Below are 18523 nucleotides of genomic sequence, written 5' to 3'. Positions count from 1 at the left end.
ATAGTCAGAGCCCGTTAACGGGTGATGGCGTGCCTTTTGTAGAATGAACCGGCGAGTTACGATCCCGTGCGAGGTTAAGCTGAAGAGGCGGAGCCGCAGCGAAAGCGAGTCTGAATAGGGCGTTTAGTACGTGGTCGTAGACCCGAAACCAGGTGATCTACCCATGTCCAGGGTGAAGTTCAGGTAACACTGAATGGAGGCCCGAACCCACGCACGTTGAAAAGTGCGGGGATGAGGTGTGGGTAGCGGAGAAATTCCAATCGAACCTGGAGATAGCTGGTTCTCCCCGAAATAGCTTTAGGGCTAGCCTTAAGTGTAAGAGTCTTGGAGGTAGAGCACTGATTGGACTAGGGGTCCTCATCGGATTACCGAATTCAGTCAAACTCCGAATGCCAATGACTTATCCTTAGGAGTCAGACTGCGAGTGATAAGATCCGTAGTCAAAAGGGAAACAGCCCAGACCGCCAGCTAAGGTCCCAAAGTGTGTATTAAGTGGAAAAGGATGTGGAGTTGCTTAGACAACTAGGATGTTGGCTTAGAAGCAGCCACCATTTAAAGAGTGCGTAATAGCTCACTAGTCGAGTGACTCTGCGCCGAAAATGTACCGGGGCTAAATACACCACCGAAGCTGCGGATTGATACCGAATGGTATCAGTGGTAGGGGAGCGTTCTAAGGACAGTGAAGTCAGACCGTAAGGACTGGTGGAGTGCTTAGAAGTGAGAATGCCGGTATGAGTAGCGAAAGACGGGTGAGAATCCCGTCCACCGAATGCCTAAGGTTTCCTGAGGAAGGCTCGTCCGCTCAGGGTTAGTCAGGACCTAAGCCGAGGCCGACAGGCGTAGGCGATGGACAACAGGTTGATATTCCTGTACCACCTCTTTATCGTTTGAGCAATGGAGGGACGCAGAAGGATAGAAGAAGCGTGCGATTGGTTGTGCACGTCCAAGCAGTTAGGCTGATAAGTAGGCAAATCCGCTTATCGTAAAGGCTGAGCTGTGATGGGGAAGCTCCTTATGGAGCGAAGTCTTTGATTCCCCGCTGCCAAGAAAAGCTTCTAGCGAGATAAAAGGTGCCTGTACCGCAAACCGACACAGGTAGGCGAGGAGAGAATCCTAAGGTGTGCGAGAGAACTCTGGTTAAGGAACTCGGCAAAATGACCCCGTAACTTCGGGAGAAGGGGTGCTTTCTTAACGGAAAGCCGCAGTGAATAGGCCCAAGCGACTGTTTAGCAAAAACACAGCTCTCTGCGAAGCCGTAAGGCGAAGTATAGGGGGTGACACCTGCCCGGTGCTGGAAGGTTAAGGAGAGGGGTTAGCGTAAGCGAAGCTCTGAACTGAAGCCCCAGTAAACGGCGGCCGTAACTATAACGGTCCTAAGGTAGCGAAATTCCTTGTCGGGTAAGTTCCGACCCGCACGAAAGGTGTAACGATTTGGGCACTGTCTCAACCAGAGACTCGGTGAAATTATAGTACCTGTGAAGATGCAGGTTACCCGCGACAGGACGGAAAGACCCCGTGGAGCTTTACTGTAGCCTGATATTGAATTTTGGTACAGTTTGTACAGGATAGGCGGGAGCCATTGAAACCGGAGCGCTAGCTTCGGTGGAGGCGCTGGTGGGATACCGCCCTGACTGTATTGAAATTCTAACCTACGGGTCTTATCGACCCGGGAGACAGTGTCAGGTGGGCAGTTTGACTGGGGCGGTCGCCTCCTAAAGTGTAACGGAGGCGCCCAAAGGTTCCCTCAGAATGGTTGGAAATCATTCGTAGAGTGCAAAGGCATAAGGGAGCTTGACTGCGAGACCTACAAGTCGAGCAGGGACGAAAGTCGGGCTTAGTGATCCGGTGGTTCCGCATGGAAGGGCCATCGCTCAACGGATAAAAGCTACCCCGGGGATAACAGGCTTATCTCCCCCAAGAGTCCACATCGACGGGGAGGTTTGGCACCTCGATGTCGGCTCATCGCATCCTGGGGCTGTAGTCGGTCCCAAGGGTTGGGCTGTTCGCCCATTAAAGCGGTACGCGAGCTGGGTTCAGAACGTCGTGAGACAGTTCGGTCCCTATCCGTCGTGGGCGTAGGAAATTTGAGAGGAGCTGTCCTTAGTACGAGAGGACCGGGATGGACGCACCGCTGGTGTACCAGTTGTTCTGCCAAGGGCATAGCTGGGTAGCTATGTGCGGAAGGGATAAGTGCTGAAAGCATCTAAGCATGAAGCCCCCCTCAAGATGAGATTTCCCATAGCGTAAGCTAGTAAGATCCCTGAAAGATGATCAGGTTGATAGGTTCGAGGTGGAAGCATGGTGACATGTGGAGCTGACGAATACTAATAGATCGAGGACTTAACCATATAATATGAAGCGATGTTATCTAGTTTTGAAAGAATATAAAAAACTTGTTGACTTTCAAAAGTAAATGAGTTAAAATAATTCTTGTCTTAAATGAATACAGTCTGGTAATGATGGCAGAGAGGTCACACCCGTTCCCATACCGAACACGGAAGTTAAGCTCTCTAGCGCCGATGGTAGTTGGGACCTTGTCCCTGTGAGAGTAGGACGTTGCCAGGCAAATGGAGGATTAGCTCAGCTGGGAGAGCACCTGCCTTACAAGCAGGGGGTCGGCGGTTCGATCCCGTCATCCTCCACCATTTAGCCGACTTAGCTCAATTGGTAGAGCAACTGACTTGTAATCAGTAGGTTGGGGGTTCAAGTCCTCTAGTCGGCACCAGAAATCATGGCGGTTGTGGCGAAGTGGTTAACGCACCGGATTGTGGCTCCGGCATTCGTGGGTTCGATTCCCATCAGTCGCCCCATTTTTCTTAAATAAATTAATATGCGGGTGTGGCGGAATTGGCAGACGCACCAGACTTAGGATCTGGCGCCTTTGGCGTGGGGGTTCGACTCCCTTCACCCGCACTTTTAATTAAATAACTCATACATGTCTTGCGGAAGTAGTTCAGTGGTAGAATACAACCTTGCCAAGGTTGGGGTCGCGGGTTCGAATCCCGTCTTCCGCTCCAATTTTCAATATGACATGCCGGGGTGGCGGAACAGGCAGACGCACAGGACTTAAAATCCTGCGGTGGGTGACCACCGTGCGGGTTCGACCCCCGCCCTCGGCACCATATGCGCCCGTAGCTCAATTGGATAGAGCGTTTGACTACGGATCAAGAGGTTAGGGGTTCGACTCCTCTCGGGCGCGCTTTTATTAACGGGAAGTGGCTCAGCTTGGTAGAGCACCTGGTTTGGGACCAGGGGGTCGCAGGTTCAAATCCTGTCTTCCCGATATTCCCAAAAAACATGGGGCCTTAGCTCAGCTGGGAGAGCGCCTGCCTTGCACGCAGGAGGTCAGCGGTTCGATCCCGCTAGGCTCCACTTATATTAATAACATTTATGGCGGTGTAGCTCAGCTGGCTAGAGCGTACGGTTCATACCCGTGAGGTCGGGGGTTCGATCCCCTCCGCCGCTACCATAAAGGACCTTTAGCTCAGCTGGTTAGAGCAGACGGCTCATAACCGTCCGGTCGTAGGTTCGAGTCCTACAAGGTCCACCATTAGACGTATATATCTCGGAGGTATACCCAAGTTCGGCTGAAGGGATCGGTCTTGAAAACCGACAGGCGGCGAGAGTCGCGCGGGGGTTCGAATCCCTCTACCTCCTCCATTTTTTCTAAAGTGAATATTTTATCATCGCGGGGTGGAGCAGCACGGTAGCTCGTCGGGCTCATAACCCGAAGGTCGCAGGTTCAAATCCTGTCCCCGCAACCAAATGGTCCCGTGGTGTAGTGGTTAACATGCCTGCCTGTCACGCAGGAGATCGCCGGTTCGACCCCGGTCGGGACCGCCATTTTTTACATAAAGGCTCGGTAGCTCAGTCGGTAGAGCAGAGGACTGAAAATCCTCGTGTCGGCGGTTCGATTCCGTCCCGAGCCACCATTTTGAAATCACGAGCCGACTTAGCTCAATTGGTAGAGCAACTGACTTGTAATCAGTAGGTTGGGGGTTCAAGTCCTCTAGTCGGCACCACTTTCAAAATGAGCCATTAGCTCAGTTGGTAGAGCATCTGACTTTTAATCAGAGGGTCGAAGGTTCGAGTCCTTCATGGCTCACCATTTACAATTTAATGCGGGTGTAGTTTAGTGGTAAAACAAGAGCCTTCCAAGCTCTGGTCGAGAGTTCGATTCTCTTCACCCGCTTTTCAATTATGGGCCTATAGCTCAGCTGGTTAGAGCGCACGCCTGATAAGCGTGAGGTCGATGGTTCGAGTCCATTTAGGCCCACCATAATTGTTCCGCAGTAGCTCAGTGGTAGAGCTATCGGCTGTTAACCGATCGGTCGTAGGTTCGAGTCCTACCTGCGGAGCCATATTTATAGAGAAGTACCCAAGTGGCTCAAGGGGCTCCCCTGCTAAGGGAGTAGATCGCGAACGCGGTGCGAGGGTTCGAATCCCTTCTTCTCTGCCAGAATTGGCCCGTTGGTCAAGTGGTTAAGACACCGCCCTTTCACGGCGGTAACACGGGTTCGAATCCCGTACGGGTCATACTAAAAGAGATAGCATAATCTGCTATCTCTTTTTTGTTGTATAAAGGTGGACTTTGGATAGTCTGCATCTTTTATGCAATAGAAGAAATATGAAGTATGGGCTGTTGCAGTTGGGTATATAGAGCCGTAAATACAATCATGTTGTTTATTTGGGCCTGTATGAATATGAAGGAACTATCTATCTAATAAATGATACCTCAAGTTGAACTTTTACCCCAGCTGTATGGCTATAGCCTCCTACACTTGGAGAAACCGATGAAAATAAATAATATATAGAAGAAGCTGCTTTCTCTCAACAGGTGTGATCTACTGAAGACAGCTTTTTTATGTTGTCAGTATTGTCGAGTTTTGTCGGTAAGTCGATATATTGCAAAAATCGCTGATATAATTTGAGTTACGATCGATAAATTTTAATAATCGCTGATATATTTGGAGTTACGGTCGATATATTCTAAAAATCGCCGATATAATTTCACTTACCGATGAAAAACACAAGAAAAACCCTTTCACAATCTAAAGAAAACGCCTCCATTGAAATGGATTCCACACCTGTTCCAATAACTTTACACTCTATGTGAAAAAGTTCACAAATAGGTCATAATTTGTGAAGTAATTCACAATAATACGTGCTACAATATGAATGTAAAGAAGTTAAACAACATTAAATTAGTATTTTAATTAATTACTTAAACAATCATAAAAAAATATATGTGAACAATAGAGAGGGGAAATTACCATGAAAAAAGGTATCAATCGTGTAGTATTAGTAGGAACAGGAGCTGTAGGTTGTAGTTACGCTTACTCAATGATCAACCAAGGTGTAGCTGAAGAATTCGTATTAGTAGATGTTAATGAAGCAAAAGCAGAAGGGGAAGCAATGGACTTAAGCCATGCGGTACCATTCTCTCCATCACCAACAAAAGTTTGGAGCGGTAGCTATGCAGATTGTAAAGATGCAGATTTAGTAGTTATCACTGCTGGATTACCACAAAAGCCAGGTGAAACTCGTTTAGACTTAGTTGAGAAAAATACAAAGATCTTTAAACAAATCGTTCGCGGCATTATGGATAGCGGATTCGATGGAATCTTCTTAATCGCAACTAACCCAGTTGATATTTTAACTTACGTAACTTGGAAAGAATCTGGTCTACCAAAAGAGCGCGTAATTGGTTCTGGTACTACTTTAGACTCTGCTCGTTTCCGTTACATGTTAGGTGACTACTTAGATGTAGATCCACGTAACGTTCATGCTTACATCGTTGGTGAACACGGTGACACTGAACTTCCAGTATGGAGCCACGCTACTATCGGTGTACAAAAATTAGAAACAATCTTAGCTAACAACGAACAGTACAAACAAGAAGACTTAGACAAAATCTTCGAAAACGTACGTGATGCAGCTTACCATATCATCGAGCGTAAAGGTGCAACTTACTACGGAATCGGTATGTCACTACTTCGTGTAACTAAAGCAATCTTAAACAACGAGAACAGCGTATTAACTGTATCTGCATACCTTGAAGGTCAATACGGCGAGAAAGATGCTTACGTAGGTGTTCCAGCTGTAATTAACCGCGAAGGTGTACGTGAAATCGTAGAACTTGAGCTAAATGAAGAGGAAAAAGCGAAATTCGCTCATTCTGTAAAAGTATTAAAAGAAACAATGGCACCAGTACTATAATAATTGCTAAATAATTCAGAGGTGGGAAACTGCTTCTTACCTCTGAACTTATATAATTTAATATAAATTCCTTTTCCGGTTTCCCTTGTATATCCCCAATATACCCCTTTTGCTGGATAAGGGTCGTTTATAGAAAAGAGCACTCTATTTTACGTAGAGTGCTCTTTATTATTCCGCTATTTGCCGGGCAGTAAAAACCCACTGATTAAAGTTTCATTTTATTATTTTTTAGGTGTTAATCCTAATTTCTTTAAAATATCTGCCAGTGTACCGCTTTTGGATTTTTCTACAGGTGTTTGTGATTTAGATGCATCTGGACCTTTTTTCAAGAAGTTCCTTTCAACGAAGCGAATATCTTTTTCGTCGACAATACCATCTTTATTAAGGTCTCCGTCTTTTACAGTTAGTCCTTTTTTACCATAGTTGCTAGCGATAATTTCAGCATCTTTAATATCGATTACTTTATCAGCATTTACATCGCCGGCAAGGTTTTCGTCAGGTCTTGCATAATAATATTGGCCAAGCAGCTTACCGTCTTTTTCAGTACCAAGTTTCGTTGTTATGCGGCTTGTTAAATGTCCTGGCACCTCTACATATAAGTTATAGTCGCGTTTATTAACTGGAAGTCCATTTAGTTTGAAGTATCCGTATTTATCTAGTGAGCCTTCAAACTTATGACGGTAAGAATCAGTCGCATATACTTTTATGCCAAGCTTTGTATAATCGAACTTTTCATCTAAATATTCGCGTTCATTTAAGAACGCACCAGGTTTAATATTTCCTTCTACTAGTGAGTTTAAGGACATAACTGAGAATGTTTGATCTTGAAGTACACGCATTCTATTTGGTTCTGATTCACCTTGTTTCCAGTAAACAAAAATTGGTGACTCTAATTGAGCGTTTGCTTCATAAAATTCATCATTTTCTACTTTGAAAGTTACATCAATGAACGGGAAATCACCATCTAATCCAGCAAAGTTTTTGTCATCGATAGCGCCGCCAACTGTAACAGAACCTGCCTCTAATTTCGGTTCATTTACTTTTGCGGTTACTCCTTTTTCGGAAAGTAGCTTTTCAAAAGCAGGATTAAATTTCGCATTTCAATAACATTGTGACAAAAAATATTGAGAAACATTTTTTTATGACAGATTATTTTGTTTTGATTTTGAGTGGAAAATAGCATGAAAAATAGGATAAACATAATAAAATAAAGGTTGAGAAAAAATAATTGGTAAAAATATAGAAGAATAATAAAGCGTTTTCAATGAATATTCGTCAAAATTCGATATTTTACACGGAAATGTGAAGAAAAACTAACATTTTTAAGAAAAAAACGAATGTTTTTTATAAATTAACAAGGATATTGCAGTTTTTCGCAGAAATAGTTAAAGTATAAAAAATTCTGTCATCTAAGTGAGGTGAGCATATTGAGTGTAATAAATTGTGAAGAAGTGAAACGAGATGAGTTTCATACAGAAAAGTACTATGAAAGTTATAACATCTTTGGCGCACATGTTGTGACGGAAGATGAGATTCAAGGGGTACGATTTACAGTCTGGGCTCCTCATGCGAAAGCAATGAGTGTTGTTGGAGATTTTAATGAGTGGGATTATGAGCAACATAAGATGCTACAAGTGACAGAAGAAGGCATTTGGTCCTTATTTATACCGCATATTGAAGAAGGAGAAATATATAAATATGCGATTGAAACGTTGGCTGGTGACGTCATTTTAAAGGCAGATCCGTATGCTATATATGCAGAAGTAAGACCGAATACGGCATCTGTAGTTTTTGATATAAAAGGATATGAATGGAATGATAAAAACTGGAATCGTAAGAAAAAGAAAAAACCGATTTATAAAGAAGCGATGACAGTTTATGAATTACATTTTGGTTCTTGGAAAAAGAAAGAAGATGGAACACTATATTCTTACAGGGAAATGGCAGAAGAACTCATTCCGTATGTGGTGGAACATCAATTTACACATATTGAAATTATGCCGCTTGTTGAGCATCCATATGATCGTTCTTGGGGATATCAAGGAACGGGATATTATGCAGCGACGAGTAGATTTGGTACACCGCATGATTTAATGTATTTTGTCGACGAATGTCATAAATATGGAATCGGTGTCATTTTAGATTGGGTACCGGGGCATTTTTGTAAAGATGCTCACGGTTTATATTTGTTTGATGGCACACCGACCTATGAATATAAAGATAAAGATGTACAAGAAAATCTAGTATGGGGAACTGTCAATTTTGATTTAGGAAAGAGAGAGGTACGTAATTTCTTAATTTCAAATGCGTTATTTTGGATGAGATATTTCCATATTGATGGTTTCAGAGTAGATGCAGTTGCGAACATGTTGTACTGGAATAAAGAAGGACAAGAGCAAAGTAATGAGTACGCTGTGTCATTTTTACGGGAGTTAAATGAAGCAGTGTTTGCAGAGGATGAAGATTTTCTTATGACGGCAGAGGATTCAACAGCTTGGCCACTTGTAACAGCACCAACGTATGAAGGTGGGCTTGGATTCAATTACAAATGGAATATGGGCTGGATGAATGACGTGCTGAAATATATGGAGTGTGCGCCAGAGTACAGAAAATATATTCATGAGAAAATGACGTTCTCTTTACTATATGCTTACTCTGAAAACTTCATATTACCCCTTTCTCATGATGAAGTCGTTCATGGGAAAAAGTCGTTATTAAATAAAATGCCAGGTGATTACTGGGATAAGTTTGCTCAGCTTCGTTTGTTATATGGATATTTCTTTACTCACCCAGGAAAGAAATTACTTTTCATGGGAGGAGAATTCGGGCAGTTTGATGAGTGGAAAGACCTTGAAGATTTAGATTGGAATTTACATGATTTTGAAATGCATCGTTATATGCATGATTACTTTAAAGAGCTCATAGCATTGTATAAGCGCTCAAAACCACTTTGGCAGCTTGATCATTCGCCTGAAGGTTTTCAGTGGATTGATGCTAATAATAACGAGCAAAGTATTTTCTCGTTTATCCGCCAAGGGGATAAACAAGAAGATGCATTAGTTATCGTATGTAATTTTACGAAAGCTACATATGAAAACTATAAAGTAGGTGTACCAGATTTCGAGTATTATAACGAGATTTTAAATAGTGATGCTGAGCAATATGGCGGGTCAGGGCAAGTAAATAAGAAACGTCTGAAGGCGATTCAAGAACCGTTTCATAATCAAGCAGCACATGTAGAAATTACAATTCCACCATTTGGCGTATCCATATTACGACCAGTGAAGACGAGAAAGGGGAGCAAAAAACAAGATGGCTCAAAAACAAAAGTGCGTAGCAATGTTACTAGCAGGGGGAAAAGGTAGTCGTTTAAGTGCATTAACAAAGAATTTAGCCAAGCCAGCTGTTCCATTTGGTGGTAAATATCGCATTATTGATTTTACGCTAAGTAACTGTGCGAATTCTGGTATTGAAACGGTTGGGATTTTAACGCAATATCAACCACTCGAACTTCATAATTATATCGGAATCGGAAATGCGTGGGATTTAGACCGAGTAAACGGTGGGGTCACAGTGTTACCTCCTTATGCGGAGTCTTCAGGGGTTAAGTGGTATACAGGTACGGCAAGTGCCATTTATCAAAACTTAAACTATTTAAGTCAGTATGAACCGGAGTATGTTCTCATTTTATCAGGCGACCATATTTATAAAATGGATTACAGTAAGATGCTAGATTACCATATTGAGAAAGAATCGGACGTATCCATTTCTGTTATTGAAGTACCTTGGGATGAAGCAAGTCGCTTTGGCATTATGAACACAAATGAAGAAATGGAGATTGTTGAGTTTGAAGAGAAACCGCAATTTCCAAGAAGTAATCTTGCATCAATGGGAATCTATATTTTTAATTGGTCAATTTTGAAAGAGTATTTAGAGATGGATGCAAGAAACCCTGAATCTAGTAACGATTTCGGAAAAGACGTACTTCCGCTTTTATTGGATGAAGGGAAGAAGCTAATGGCGTATCCGTTTGAAGGATATTGGAAAGATGTTGGAACGGTGAAGAGCTTATGGGAAGCGAATATGGATTTGCTTCGCGATGAAACATCACTGAATTTAAATGATCGTAATTGGCGTATTTACTCTGTCAATCCAAACGAACCGCCTCAATATATTGCTGAAAAGGCGAAAGTAGAAGAATCGCTTATTAACGAAGGGTGCGTCATTGAAGGGGACGTGAAGCATTCTGTGTTATTCCAAGGAGTGACGGTGGAAGAAGGAAGTATGGTGATTGATTCTGTCGTTATGCCAGGGGCTAAGATTGGTAAAAATGTTGTGATTGAAAGAGCGATTGTTGGATCAGAAATGGTTATCGAAGATGGAACAATCATTCGTCCAGAAAAGAATGTTGACGATGTAGTATTAATTGCTGAAGGGAAATAGAAAAGGGGGATGAAATGAATGGGAGAAAAAATGTTAGGAATTATTAATGCAACGGGAAGTTTTCCTTCCTTAAAGAAAGTAACAGGGCATCGTTCACTAGCGGCGTTACCGTTTGGGGGCCGTTATCGACTCATTGATTTCATGCTTTCAAATATGGTGAATTCTAGTATTCATAGTGTGGCAGTTTTTACAAGCCATAAAAATCGTTCGTTAATGGACCATGTTGGTTCAGGAAAACAGTGGGATTTAGATAGAAAACGAGACGGACTATTTTTATTCCCGCCAAACTGCCAATGTGACCAAGATGAATTTGGGTCTTTTGCACACTTTAGAAGACATATTGATTATTTTCTAAGAAGCAGAGAAGAGTACGTTGTTATTACGAATAGCCATCTCGTAACAGCATTAAATTTTCAAGCGGTGTTAGAGCGACATATACATACGGCAGCTGATATTACGGAAGTTTGCCATGAAGGGGTTTCGCTTCAAACATATGTGTTAAAGAAACAATTATTGTTAGACTTATTTGAGTCATATAAAGATGTGGAACAATACAGTTTATTTGATGTAGTGAGAGAAAAGCGCGGGAAATCATTACACATTGCTACATATGAACATACTGGATATGTAGCAATTATTGACTCGATTGAAAGTTACTATAAACATAGCTTAGAAATTTTGCAACCTGCTATTTGGAAGCAATTATTTAAGAAAGAAGCACCGATCTTTACGAAAGTAAAAGATGAGCCACCAACTCGTTATCTAAAGGGTGCAGTCGTGAAAAATACAATGATTGCAAACGGTAGTATTATTGAAGGGGAAGTCGAAAACAGTGTTGTTTCCCGTTCAGTTAAAATTGGAAAAGGTTCAATTATTCGTAACAGTATTATTATGCAAAAGAGCCAAATTGGAGATAACTGTATAATAGACGGTGTTATTATTGATAAAGACGTGAAAATTGGTGACGGTGTTGTACTAAAAGGAAACGCCGATGAGCCATACGTTGTAGAAAAAGGAAGCGTTCAAAACAGTACGATTAATAGTTATTCTTAAAAGAATCAGTGGGGGTCTTCCTCCACTGATTAAAGTTTTAATTCAAATGAAAACTCGAAGGGAGGAAGCTGCAAGAGGAGTAATAAAAACTTTTCGCGCAGTGGGACAACAAGTGAATATTTTATTTGCAGTATCAGAATGTGTACCGTTTGTGAAATCGGGAGGATTAGCTGATGTAGCGGGTGCGCTCCCAAAAGAGCTGAAAAAATTAGGAGTGGACGTTCGTATTATACTTCCGAATTATAGTCTCATTCCGCAAAAGTTAAGAGATGGATGTACGTTACATAAAGTAATTAACGTCCCGCTTGGGTGGAGAAATCAATATTGTGGAATTTTAAAAGGTGAGCAAGACGGGATTACGTATTACTTAATAGATAATGAGTATTATTTTAAGAGGGATTCTCTGTATGGTCATTATGATGATGGAGAGCGTTTTTCTTATTTTTCGAAAGCAGTTTTAGAGTGTATTCCGCATCTTGATTTCGAAGTGGATGTTCTTCATAGCCACGATTGGCATACAGCTATGGTTAATTTTTTACTACGTGAAAAGTATCAAGATAACCCATTATATGAGCATATTAAAACAGTATATACAATTCATAACTTGCAGTTCCAAGGTGTATTTCCTCCTGAAGTGATGTACGACTTGTTAGAACTTGGTGATGAATATTTCCATAGTGAGCAGTTAGAGTTTTATGGAAATGTGAACTTTATGAAGGGCGGTATTATCGCTTCTGATCAAATTACAGCGGTTAGCCCGACATATAAAGAAGAAATTCAATATGAATTTTTCGGTGAGAAGTTAGATGGGTTGTTACGAAAATATAATGATAAGCTTAGCGGCATTGTAAATGGAATTGATACGAGCGTATATAATCCAGAAACGGATTCGTATATTACTGCTCAGTACGATGCAGAGTCATTAGAGGAAAAGAATGAAAATAAACGCGCCTTGCAGCGTTATTTCGGTTTGCCAGAAAAAGAAGATACGCCGATTATTTCAATGGTAACGAGATTAACGAAGCAAAAAGGTCTTGATTTAGTACGTACTGTATTCCGTGAAATAATGGAGGAAGATGTACAATGCATTATTTTAGGATCAGGTGATTCGGAATATGAGCAATTCTTTGAGTGGATGGCATACGAGTATCCTGAGAAGGTAAAAGTGTATATCGGCTTTAATGAAGAATTAGCTCACCAAGTATATGCGGGAAGTGATTTATTTTTAATGCCATCACTGTTTGAACCGTGTGGACTTGGACAACTTATCGCATTAGCTTACGGTACGATTCCAATTGTAAGAGAAACAGGCGGATTAAATGATACGGTACAATCTTATGATGAAGAAACTGGAGAAGGAAATGGTTTCAGTTTCACGAACTTTAATGCACATGACATGTTGCACACAGTTCTTCGTGCAATTGAATTTTATCATGATAAACCGGTATGGGAGCAGCTTGTAAAGCAAGCGATGACGGAAGATTATAGCTGGGAGAAGTCAGCTCTTGCTTATAAGAAATTGTATAAAAGTCTCATGGAATAACATGTAGGTGGTGAAGAAATGTTTACTCATGTTGAAAGTTTCAAATCAGCTTTTCTAGAAAAGTTAGAGACGATGTATGGTAAAAGTTTCAAAGACTCTACAACTCGTGATCAATATAATACACTCGGCCATATGGTACGTGAGTATATGAATGGTCAATGGATTGCAACGAACGAGAGTTATCGATCCGGAGAGCAAAAGCAAATGTATTACTTGTCTATTGAGTTTTTGCTTGGACGTTTGCTTGGAAGTAACATCTTGAATTTAGGTATTCGAGATGTATGCGAGCAGGGGTTATCTGAACTAGGGATTTCGTTACAAGAGTTAGAAGAAGTGGAAGCAGATGCAGGTCTTGGAAATGGTGGACTTGGACGATTAGCAGCCTGTTTCCTTGACTCACTTGCATCGTTAAACTTACCAGGTCATGGTTGTGGCATTCGTTACAAACACGGCTTATTTGATCAAAAGATTGTTGATGGTTACCAAGTTGAATTTCCAGAACAATGGCTTCTTCATGAAAACGTATGGGAAGTAAGAAGGCATGATCAAGCTGTAGAAGTAAGTTATTTCGGCAATGTTGAACCGCTATACATTGATGGACGTTTAGAGTTTAGGCATACGAATGCAGAAGTGATTATGGCAGTACCATATGACGTTCCGGTAGTAGGTTATGAGACGAGTACTGTAAATACACTTAGACTTTGGAATGCTGAACCAGTTCCTTTCCCGCAAAATTGCAAAGATATTTTGAAATATAAGCGTGAAACAGAGGCGGTATCGGAGTTTTTATATCCAGATGATACGCATGATGAGGGGAAAATACTTCGTTTGAAACAACAGTATTTCCTTGTATCAGCAAGTTTGCAAAATATCGTTCGTATGCATAGAGAAAGATATGGTGATCTTCGTCAATTACATGAGAAAATTGCGATTCATATTAATGATACACATCCAGTTTTGGCGATTCCAGAATTGATGCGTATTTTATTAGATGAAGAAAAACTAGCATGGGAAGAAGCTTGGCACATAACGACGCAAACGATTTCTTATACAAATCATACGACGTTATCAGAAGCGCTTGAGAAGTGGCCAATTCACATTTTTAAACCGTTATTACCGAGAATTTATATGATTATTGAAGAGATTAATGAACGTTTCTGTCATGAGCTTTGGGAACGTTATCCGTATGAATGGCATCGTATTGAAGAGATGGCGATTATTGCACATGATCTTGTGAAAATGGCTCATTTGGCAATTGTCGGTAGCCATAGCGTAAACGGTGTAGCAAAAATTCATACGGAAATTTTAAAGCAACGTGAAATGCGATTGTTTTATGAGTTTTATCCAGATAAGTTTAATAATAAAACGAATGGGATCGCTCATAGACGCTGGTTAATGAAGGCGAATCCACAGCTGACAAACCTTATTTCAGAGGCGATTGGAACAGAGTGGAAGAAAGAACCGATTAAGCTTCAAGAGCTACAATTAGTTCAATACGATGCGAGTTTCCAAGAGAAATTTGCAGAGGTAAAACAAGAGCGTAAAGAGATTTTAGCGGCGCGCATTCATAATAAAATGGGGATTACAATTGATCCTAATTCTATTTTTGATGTGCAAGTAAAAAGACTGCATGCTTACAAACGACAATTACTAAACGTTCTTCATATTTTATATTTGTATAACCGTCTGAAAGAGGATGCTAGTTTTACATTTTATCCGCGTACTTTTATTTTTGGAGCGAAAGCATCACCTGGCTATTATTACGCGAAAAAAATTATTAAATTAATAAATGAACTCGCAAGAAAAGTGAATAATGATCCGTACGTAAGCCAATATATGAAAGTTATCTTTCTAGAAAACTATCGAGTTTCTGTAGCGGAAGATATATTCCCAGCGGCCGATGTAAGTGAACAAATTTCAACTGCGAGTAAAGAAGCATCGGGAACAGGGAATATGAAATTTATGATGAATGGTGCGATTACACTCGGCACGTTAGACGGAGCGAATATTGAAATAAAAGACAGGGTCGGTGATGATAACTGTTTCATTTTCGGTTTAACAGCAGAAGAGGTTCTTCATTACTATCAAAATGGTGGATATCGTGCAAGTGATTATTATCACCACAATGGGCACATTAAAAAGGTAGTAGATCAGTTAACGAATGGTTTTTTTGCACAGTCGGGAGCCGAATTTGAAGCAATTTACGATTCTCTCGTTATTCAAAATGATGAATATTTCGTTCTGCGAGATTTTGGTCCATATGCTGAAAGACAAGAAGCTGTCGGTAGAGCTTATGAGAACCGAACGAAGTGGCTAGAAATGTCGATTTTAAATATTGCACAGTCTGGTCATTTTGCGAGCGATCGAACGATTTTGCAGTACAGTAATGAAATTTGGGGTATTGGTAATGCTGTTAAACAGTTTTAAAGAGGTTGCTATATTGGGAGATATATTATCGATTTACCAACAGAAATGGATATTAATAAATAAAACGGGCTTAATAAAATTAAGCTCGTTTTATTTATTTTGCTTAAGAAAGAAATGGAACAGTGGTATATATGATACCTGCCCCATCATACTCTCCTGTCGCAAAGTATGAAAATGTAAAGAAACCTGTAACCGTAAAAATTACAATAAGGAAAAATGCGAAGATAAATTTTAACATGTAAGGTCCCCTCATCCAAAAATAACTTCATAGATTATTATAGTATACGAATATTTTATTTCCAATTGTTTACTGGTTAAAAATGAGAAGCCAGACATGTTTTGTATGTTGTAATGGAATGATTATTTGTAATGGATTTTGTGTTTTTTGTAAATGTCATGTTGTGATGGACGTGTGCATACTCCCAGTCATGATCATTAAAATTTATGTTTCGGGGAGGGAGAAGTGGAACGACATCGAATAAGTTGACGAAACGAAAGCTACTAGCTACTTGTAGTTTATAATAATTTCGAAAAGCGATATCTCCTACTTTTGGAGAAGCGAATGTATAAAGTCCATACTGTGCGAAGGCAGTATTTATACGTGCATCTAATATGTGTAATGTGGCAAGCGCGCCACCTAGACTATGCCCAGTAGCTAGCAGTTTTTTATGTGCTGGCAATGATACGAGCATATCCATAATAGAATCACGACAAGACTCATAAATAGAGAGAAAACCGTTATGGACATTTCCGCCATTTAAAGCATAAGGATAAGGTTTTTGATTGACGAGAGAATCAATAATCCAATCTGGATCTGTTTGAGTGCCTCTGAAGGCAACGATAATTGTATCCTCAGATTCTAATATAAATCCGAACCATTCTGTTGTTTGAATGGCCTTTCCTTGAAAACCTTGTACATATTGAAAACCATCTGGTATTTCGAAAATACCATTTTGTTTATATTGTTCATACGTTAACTCACAACAAGAAGCTAACAGTATGGCAGTTTCTTTATCAAAGGATAAAGGAGTACGCATTAAGGTAGCCCTCCTTAAGAAAAGGTATAGTTTAATATATGCGGTGAGGAACTTGATTCATTCTTTTGGAGGTGGGGAATAGCTTGTATCGCTTACCTAAATCAGTGGAGGAAATTATAATGTCAAAATAAAACAGTGCCTGATAAGGGCACTGTTTACTCTTTTTCATCTCAAGGAATCGACTTTTTTAGTTATTCTTAATGAACTGACGCATGCGTTAGTTGCATAAGTAAGAGGTTTGAAAAAATAGCCTGTATATATTTGAATGATGAATAACTTACCTATTTTCTTGTGTTTGTTTGCGTTACATACAGAAAAAATTCGGAAAATAAAACATATTATTTATCTGTTTGTTTTTGCTTCTTTTTCAAATACTCCATACGCAATTTTTCAAGTTGCTGCTTTTTATCAAATTTGGCAGGCTTCTGTTTTTCATGGAACTTTGCCACAGCTACCTGACTTTTGGAATCCAATTGATATTTTCCCACTTTGTTCACCTACTTTTCTTGTCTCTAAAGAGAATCTACTCAACAAATATAATATACCTTATTTTCCTGAAGTAAACCTTATTACTTTATTTTAACTGCTTTTTCTCGTTTGTAGACGTAAATTAAAACACCCTTTCACTTTATTACTGCAAGCAAGGGTGTTTTAATTTTATTATTTTATTAGTTGATGGCCATGCCCACATAAGGGCACAGTTTACTCTTTCCCATCTAATAAACGACCAAGGCCACCTAATACACTACCTTCGCCAGTACTTTGCGCTGCTGGGCTTGTAAGGCGTGCTGCTAATCGGCTAAGTGTTAAGGACTGAATCCAAACTGTTCCAGGTCCTTCTAACGTTGCGAAGAATAAACCTTCGCCGCCAAATAGAGCTGTTTTTACTTTTCCAACGAACTCGACATCATAGTTAATGTCTTTTGTCATAGCAACGAGACAACCTGTATCAATGCGAAGTTTCTCACCAGGTTTTAATTCACGTTTATATACAGTTCCACCTGCGTGCATGAAAGCAAGACCATCACCTTCAAGTTTCTGCATGATGAAACCTTCACCACCGAAGAAACCAGTTCCTATTTTTTTCGTAAATTCAATTCCGATAGAAACACCTTTTGCGGCACAAAGAAAGGCATCTTTTTGACAAACTACTTTTCCTTGATATTCTGTTAAATCTACAGGAATAATTTTACCAGGATAAGGAGCAGCAAATGAGACGTGGCGTTTGCCGTGACCTGTATTTGTAAATACAGTCATAAACATACTTTCGCCTGTAACGAGACGCTTACCAGCGCCCATTAATTTTCCGAATAAACCTCCAGATGGGCCAGAACCATCACCGAAGATTGTTTCCATTTCTATGTAATCTTCCATCATCATCATTGCGCCAGCTTCTGCGATCACGCTTTCTTCTGGATCTAACTCAATTTCAACAAACTGCATATCATCTCCGTATAACTTATATTCGATTTCGTGTGCTCTCATTTTTTTCACCTCGTATGTAATAGATACTTATATTGTACAGAATTTAATAGGATTAGAATACTTTAGTTTTGTTAATTTTCAAATAAAATGGGGCCAACCCAAAACGGATTAGCAGTTCCCGCCAATCAAGCTGCCCGTAAATGGTGGGATAAAATATGAATATGGAAATTCAACATTATATTAAAATTATAAAAAAATGGTGGAATGAAAGTGTTCTCATTTGACGTTTTGGATATAGCGTGATATAGTGAAATCACTATTGAGCTACATAATGTGGTACGGAAATAAAGCACGTTGAATTAAAGGCTGTAAGCTT

General features: G+C 40.3%; 10 protein-coding genes, 22 tRNA genes, 2 rRNA genes and 2 pseudogenes (1 of these 36 only partly in view). 30 read left to right on the top strand and 6 right to left on the bottom strand.

Annotated elements, in window-relative coordinates; translation table 11 throughout:
- The 24 genes from NST86_RS25065 to NST86_RS24950 form a co-directional block, all read left to right on the top strand.
- Positions 1–2348, top strand: a 23S ribosomal RNA gene (locus tag NST86_RS25065); it begins 575 nt to the left of the window's first position.
- A 101-nt stretch (positions 2349–2449) separates the two neighbouring features.
- A 5S ribosomal RNA gene (gene rrf / locus NST86_RS25060) occupies positions 2450–2565 on the top strand.
- A gap of 4 nt (positions 2566–2569) precedes the next feature.
- A tRNA-Val gene (locus NST86_RS25055) sits at positions 2570–2645 on the top strand.
- A 4-nt stretch (positions 2646–2649) separates the two neighbouring features.
- Positions 2650–2725: transfer RNA gene (locus tag NST86_RS25050), tRNA-Thr, on the top strand.
- A gap of 9 nt (positions 2726–2734) precedes the next feature.
- Positions 2735–2810: transfer RNA gene (locus NST86_RS25045), tRNA-His, on the top strand.
- Between the two features lie 22 nt (positions 2811–2832).
- A tRNA-Leu gene (locus NST86_RS25040) sits at positions 2833–2913 on the top strand.
- Between the two features lie 29 nt (positions 2914–2942).
- A tRNA-Gly gene (locus tag NST86_RS25035) sits at positions 2943–3017 on the top strand.
- A 16-nt stretch (positions 3018–3033) separates the two neighbouring features.
- Positions 3034–3122, top strand: a tRNA-Leu gene (locus NST86_RS25030).
- 3 nt (positions 3123–3125) lie between these two features.
- Positions 3126–3199 (top strand) — tRNA-Arg (locus NST86_RS25025).
- A 10-nt stretch (positions 3200–3209) separates the two neighbouring features.
- Positions 3210–3283, top strand: a tRNA-Pro gene (locus NST86_RS25020).
- Positions 3284–3299: 16 nt separating this feature from the next.
- Positions 3300–3372, top strand: a tRNA-Ala gene (locus NST86_RS25015).
- A 20-nt stretch (positions 3373–3392) separates the two neighbouring features.
- Positions 3393–3469: transfer RNA gene (locus NST86_RS25010), tRNA-Met, on the top strand.
- A 4-nt stretch (positions 3470–3473) separates the two neighbouring features.
- Positions 3474–3550: transfer RNA gene (locus tag NST86_RS25005), tRNA-Ile, on the top strand.
- A gap of 17 nt (positions 3551–3567) precedes the next feature.
- Positions 3568–3660 (top strand) — tRNA-Ser (locus NST86_RS25000).
- Positions 3661–3687: 27 nt separating this feature from the next.
- A tRNA-Met gene (locus NST86_RS24995) sits at positions 3688–3764 on the top strand.
- A 3-nt stretch (positions 3765–3767) separates the two neighbouring features.
- Positions 3768–3843, top strand: a tRNA-Asp gene (locus tag NST86_RS24990).
- A gap of 13 nt (positions 3844–3856) precedes the next feature.
- Positions 3857–3932 (top strand) — tRNA-Phe (locus tag NST86_RS24985).
- A gap of 14 nt (positions 3933–3946) precedes the next feature.
- A tRNA-Thr gene (locus NST86_RS24980) sits at positions 3947–4022 on the top strand.
- 10 nt (positions 4023–4032) lie between these two features.
- Positions 4033–4108: transfer RNA gene (locus NST86_RS24975), tRNA-Lys, on the top strand.
- A 13-nt stretch (positions 4109–4121) separates the two neighbouring features.
- Positions 4122–4192, top strand: a tRNA-Gly gene (locus NST86_RS24970).
- A gap of 10 nt (positions 4193–4202) precedes the next feature.
- A tRNA-Ile gene (locus NST86_RS24965) sits at positions 4203–4279 on the top strand.
- Between the two features lie 7 nt (positions 4280–4286).
- Positions 4287–4361: transfer RNA gene (locus tag NST86_RS24960), tRNA-Asn, on the top strand.
- Between the two features lie 7 nt (positions 4362–4368).
- Positions 4369–4459 (top strand) — tRNA-Ser (locus NST86_RS24955).
- 5 nt (positions 4460–4464) lie between these two features.
- Positions 4465–4536 (top strand) — tRNA-Glu (locus NST86_RS24950).
- Positions 4537–4636: 100 nt separating this feature from the next.
- Here NST86_RS24950 and NST86_RS24945 read toward each other — a convergent pair.
- Positions 4637–4803 (bottom strand): annotated as a pseudogene (locus NST86_RS24945) (IS4 family transposase); the annotation flags it as partial.
- A 471-nt stretch (positions 4804–5274) separates the two neighbouring features.
- Between NST86_RS24945 and NST86_RS24940 the strand changes: the two are divergent.
- On the top strand, positions 5275–6219 hold the full coding sequence (locus tag NST86_RS24940) for an L-lactate dehydrogenase (protein WP_000715339.1): 945 nt from the start codon (positions 5275–5277) through the stop codon (positions 6217–6219).
- A gap of 221 nt (positions 6220–6440) precedes the next feature.
- Here the strand turns inward: NST86_RS24940 and NST86_RS24935 are convergent.
- Positions 6441–7319, bottom strand: a pseudogene (locus NST86_RS24935) (dockerin type I domain-containing protein); the annotation flags it as partial.
- 327 nt (positions 7320–7646) lie between these two features.
- Between NST86_RS24935 and glgB the strand changes: the two are divergent.
- The 5 genes from glgB to glgP all read left to right on the top strand — a co-directional run bounded on the left by glgB (position 7647) and on the right by glgP (position 15685).
- The gene (glgB, locus tag NST86_RS24930) at positions 7647–9584 is read left to right on the top strand and encodes a 1,4-alpha-glucan branching protein GlgB (RefSeq protein ID WP_000111397.1); all 1938 of its coding nucleotides are present in this window, start codon (positions 7647–7649) and stop codon (positions 9582–9584) included.
- Positions 9532–10662 carry a glucose-1-phosphate adenylyltransferase gene (gene glgC, locus NST86_RS24925; protein WP_000057604.1) on the top strand — a complete coding sequence of 377 codons (1131 nt, stop codon included), beginning with the start codon at positions 9532–9534 and terminating at the stop codon, positions 10660–10662. Before glgB ends, glgC begins: the two co-directional genes overlap by 53 nt.
- Positions 10663–10680: 18 nt before the next feature.
- Positions 10681–11715, top strand: a complete 1035-nt coding sequence (gene glgD, locus NST86_RS24920) for a glucose-1-phosphate adenylyltransferase subunit GlgD (RefSeq protein ID WP_000504163.1) — start codon at positions 10681–10683, stop codon at positions 11713–11715.
- A gap of 112 nt (positions 11716–11827) precedes the next feature.
- Entirely contained in the window at positions 11828–13258 is a 1431-nt protein-coding gene (gene glgA, locus NST86_RS24915; protein WP_033683981.1) for a glycogen synthase GlgA, read from the top strand.
- A gap of 18 nt (positions 13259–13276) precedes the next feature.
- The gene (glgP, locus tag NST86_RS24910; protein ID WP_000494063.1) at positions 13277–15685 is read left to right on the top strand and encodes a glycogen phosphorylase; all 2409 of its coding nucleotides are present in this window, start codon (positions 13277–13279) and stop codon (positions 15683–15685) included.
- Positions 15686–15788: 103 nt separating this feature from the next.
- Here the strand turns inward: glgP and NST86_RS24905 are convergent, their stop codons facing one another.
- The 4 genes from NST86_RS24905 to NST86_RS24890 form a co-directional block, all read right to left on the bottom strand.
- The gene (locus NST86_RS24905; RefSeq protein ID WP_000911065.1) at positions 15789–15923 is read right to left on the bottom strand and encodes a hypothetical protein; all 135 of its coding nucleotides are present in this window, start codon (positions 15921–15923) and stop codon (positions 15789–15791) included.
- 76 nt (positions 15924–15999) lie between these two features.
- Complete coding sequence (locus NST86_RS24900; protein WP_086424125.1) at positions 16000–16722, bottom strand: lipase family protein; 723 nt, start codon at positions 16720–16722, stop codon at positions 16000–16002.
- 338 nt (positions 16723–17060) lie between these two features.
- The gene (locus tag NST86_RS24895) at positions 17061–17210 is read right to left on the bottom strand and encodes a hypothetical protein (protein WP_000521638.1); all 150 of its coding nucleotides are present in this window, start codon (positions 17208–17210) and stop codon (positions 17061–17063) included.
- 214 nt (positions 17211–17424) lie between these two features.
- Positions 17425–18207 (bottom strand): TIGR00266 family protein, encoded by a 783-nt coding sequence (locus NST86_RS24890; protein WP_001201257.1) that lies wholly within the window; start codon positions 18205–18207, stop codon positions 17425–17427.
- Positions 18208–18523: the final 316 nt, after the last annotated feature.

Source organism: Bacillus sp. FSL L8-0199, from assembly GCF_038005705.1.
Classification (GTDB): Bacteria; Bacillota; Bacilli; order Bacillales; family Bacillaceae_G; genus Bacillus_A; species Bacillus_A cereus.
Note: the sequence above shows the minus strand (reverse complement) of the source record. Positions and strands in the feature narration are given on the sequence as shown.

Coding starts and splice junctions, on each gene's coding strand:
- NST86_RS24940 (WP_000715339.1), top strand. CDS start 5,275: ATGAAAAAAGGTATCAATCGTGTAGTATTAGTAGGAACAGGAGCTGTA.
- glgC (WP_000057604.1), top strand. CDS start 9,532: ATGGCTCAAAAACAAAAGTGCGTAGCAATGTTACTAGCAGGGGGAAAA.
- glgD (WP_000504163.1), top strand. CDS start 10,681: ATGGGAGAAAAAATGTTAGGAATTATTAATGCAACGGGAAGTTTTCCT.
- glgP (WP_000494063.1), top strand. CDS start 13,277: ATGTTTACTCATGTTGAAAGTTTCAAATCAGCTTTTCTAGAAAAGTTA.
- NST86_RS24905 (WP_000911065.1), bottom strand. CDS start 15,923: ATGTTAAAATTTATCTTCGCATTTTTCCTTATTGTAATTTTTACGGTT.
- NST86_RS24900 (WP_086424125.1), bottom strand. CDS start 16,722: ATGCGTACTCCTTTATCCTTTGATAAAGAAACTGCCATACTGTTAGCT.
- NST86_RS24890 (WP_001201257.1), bottom strand. CDS start 18,207: ATGAGAGCACACGAAATCGAATATAAGTTATACGGAGATGATATGCAG.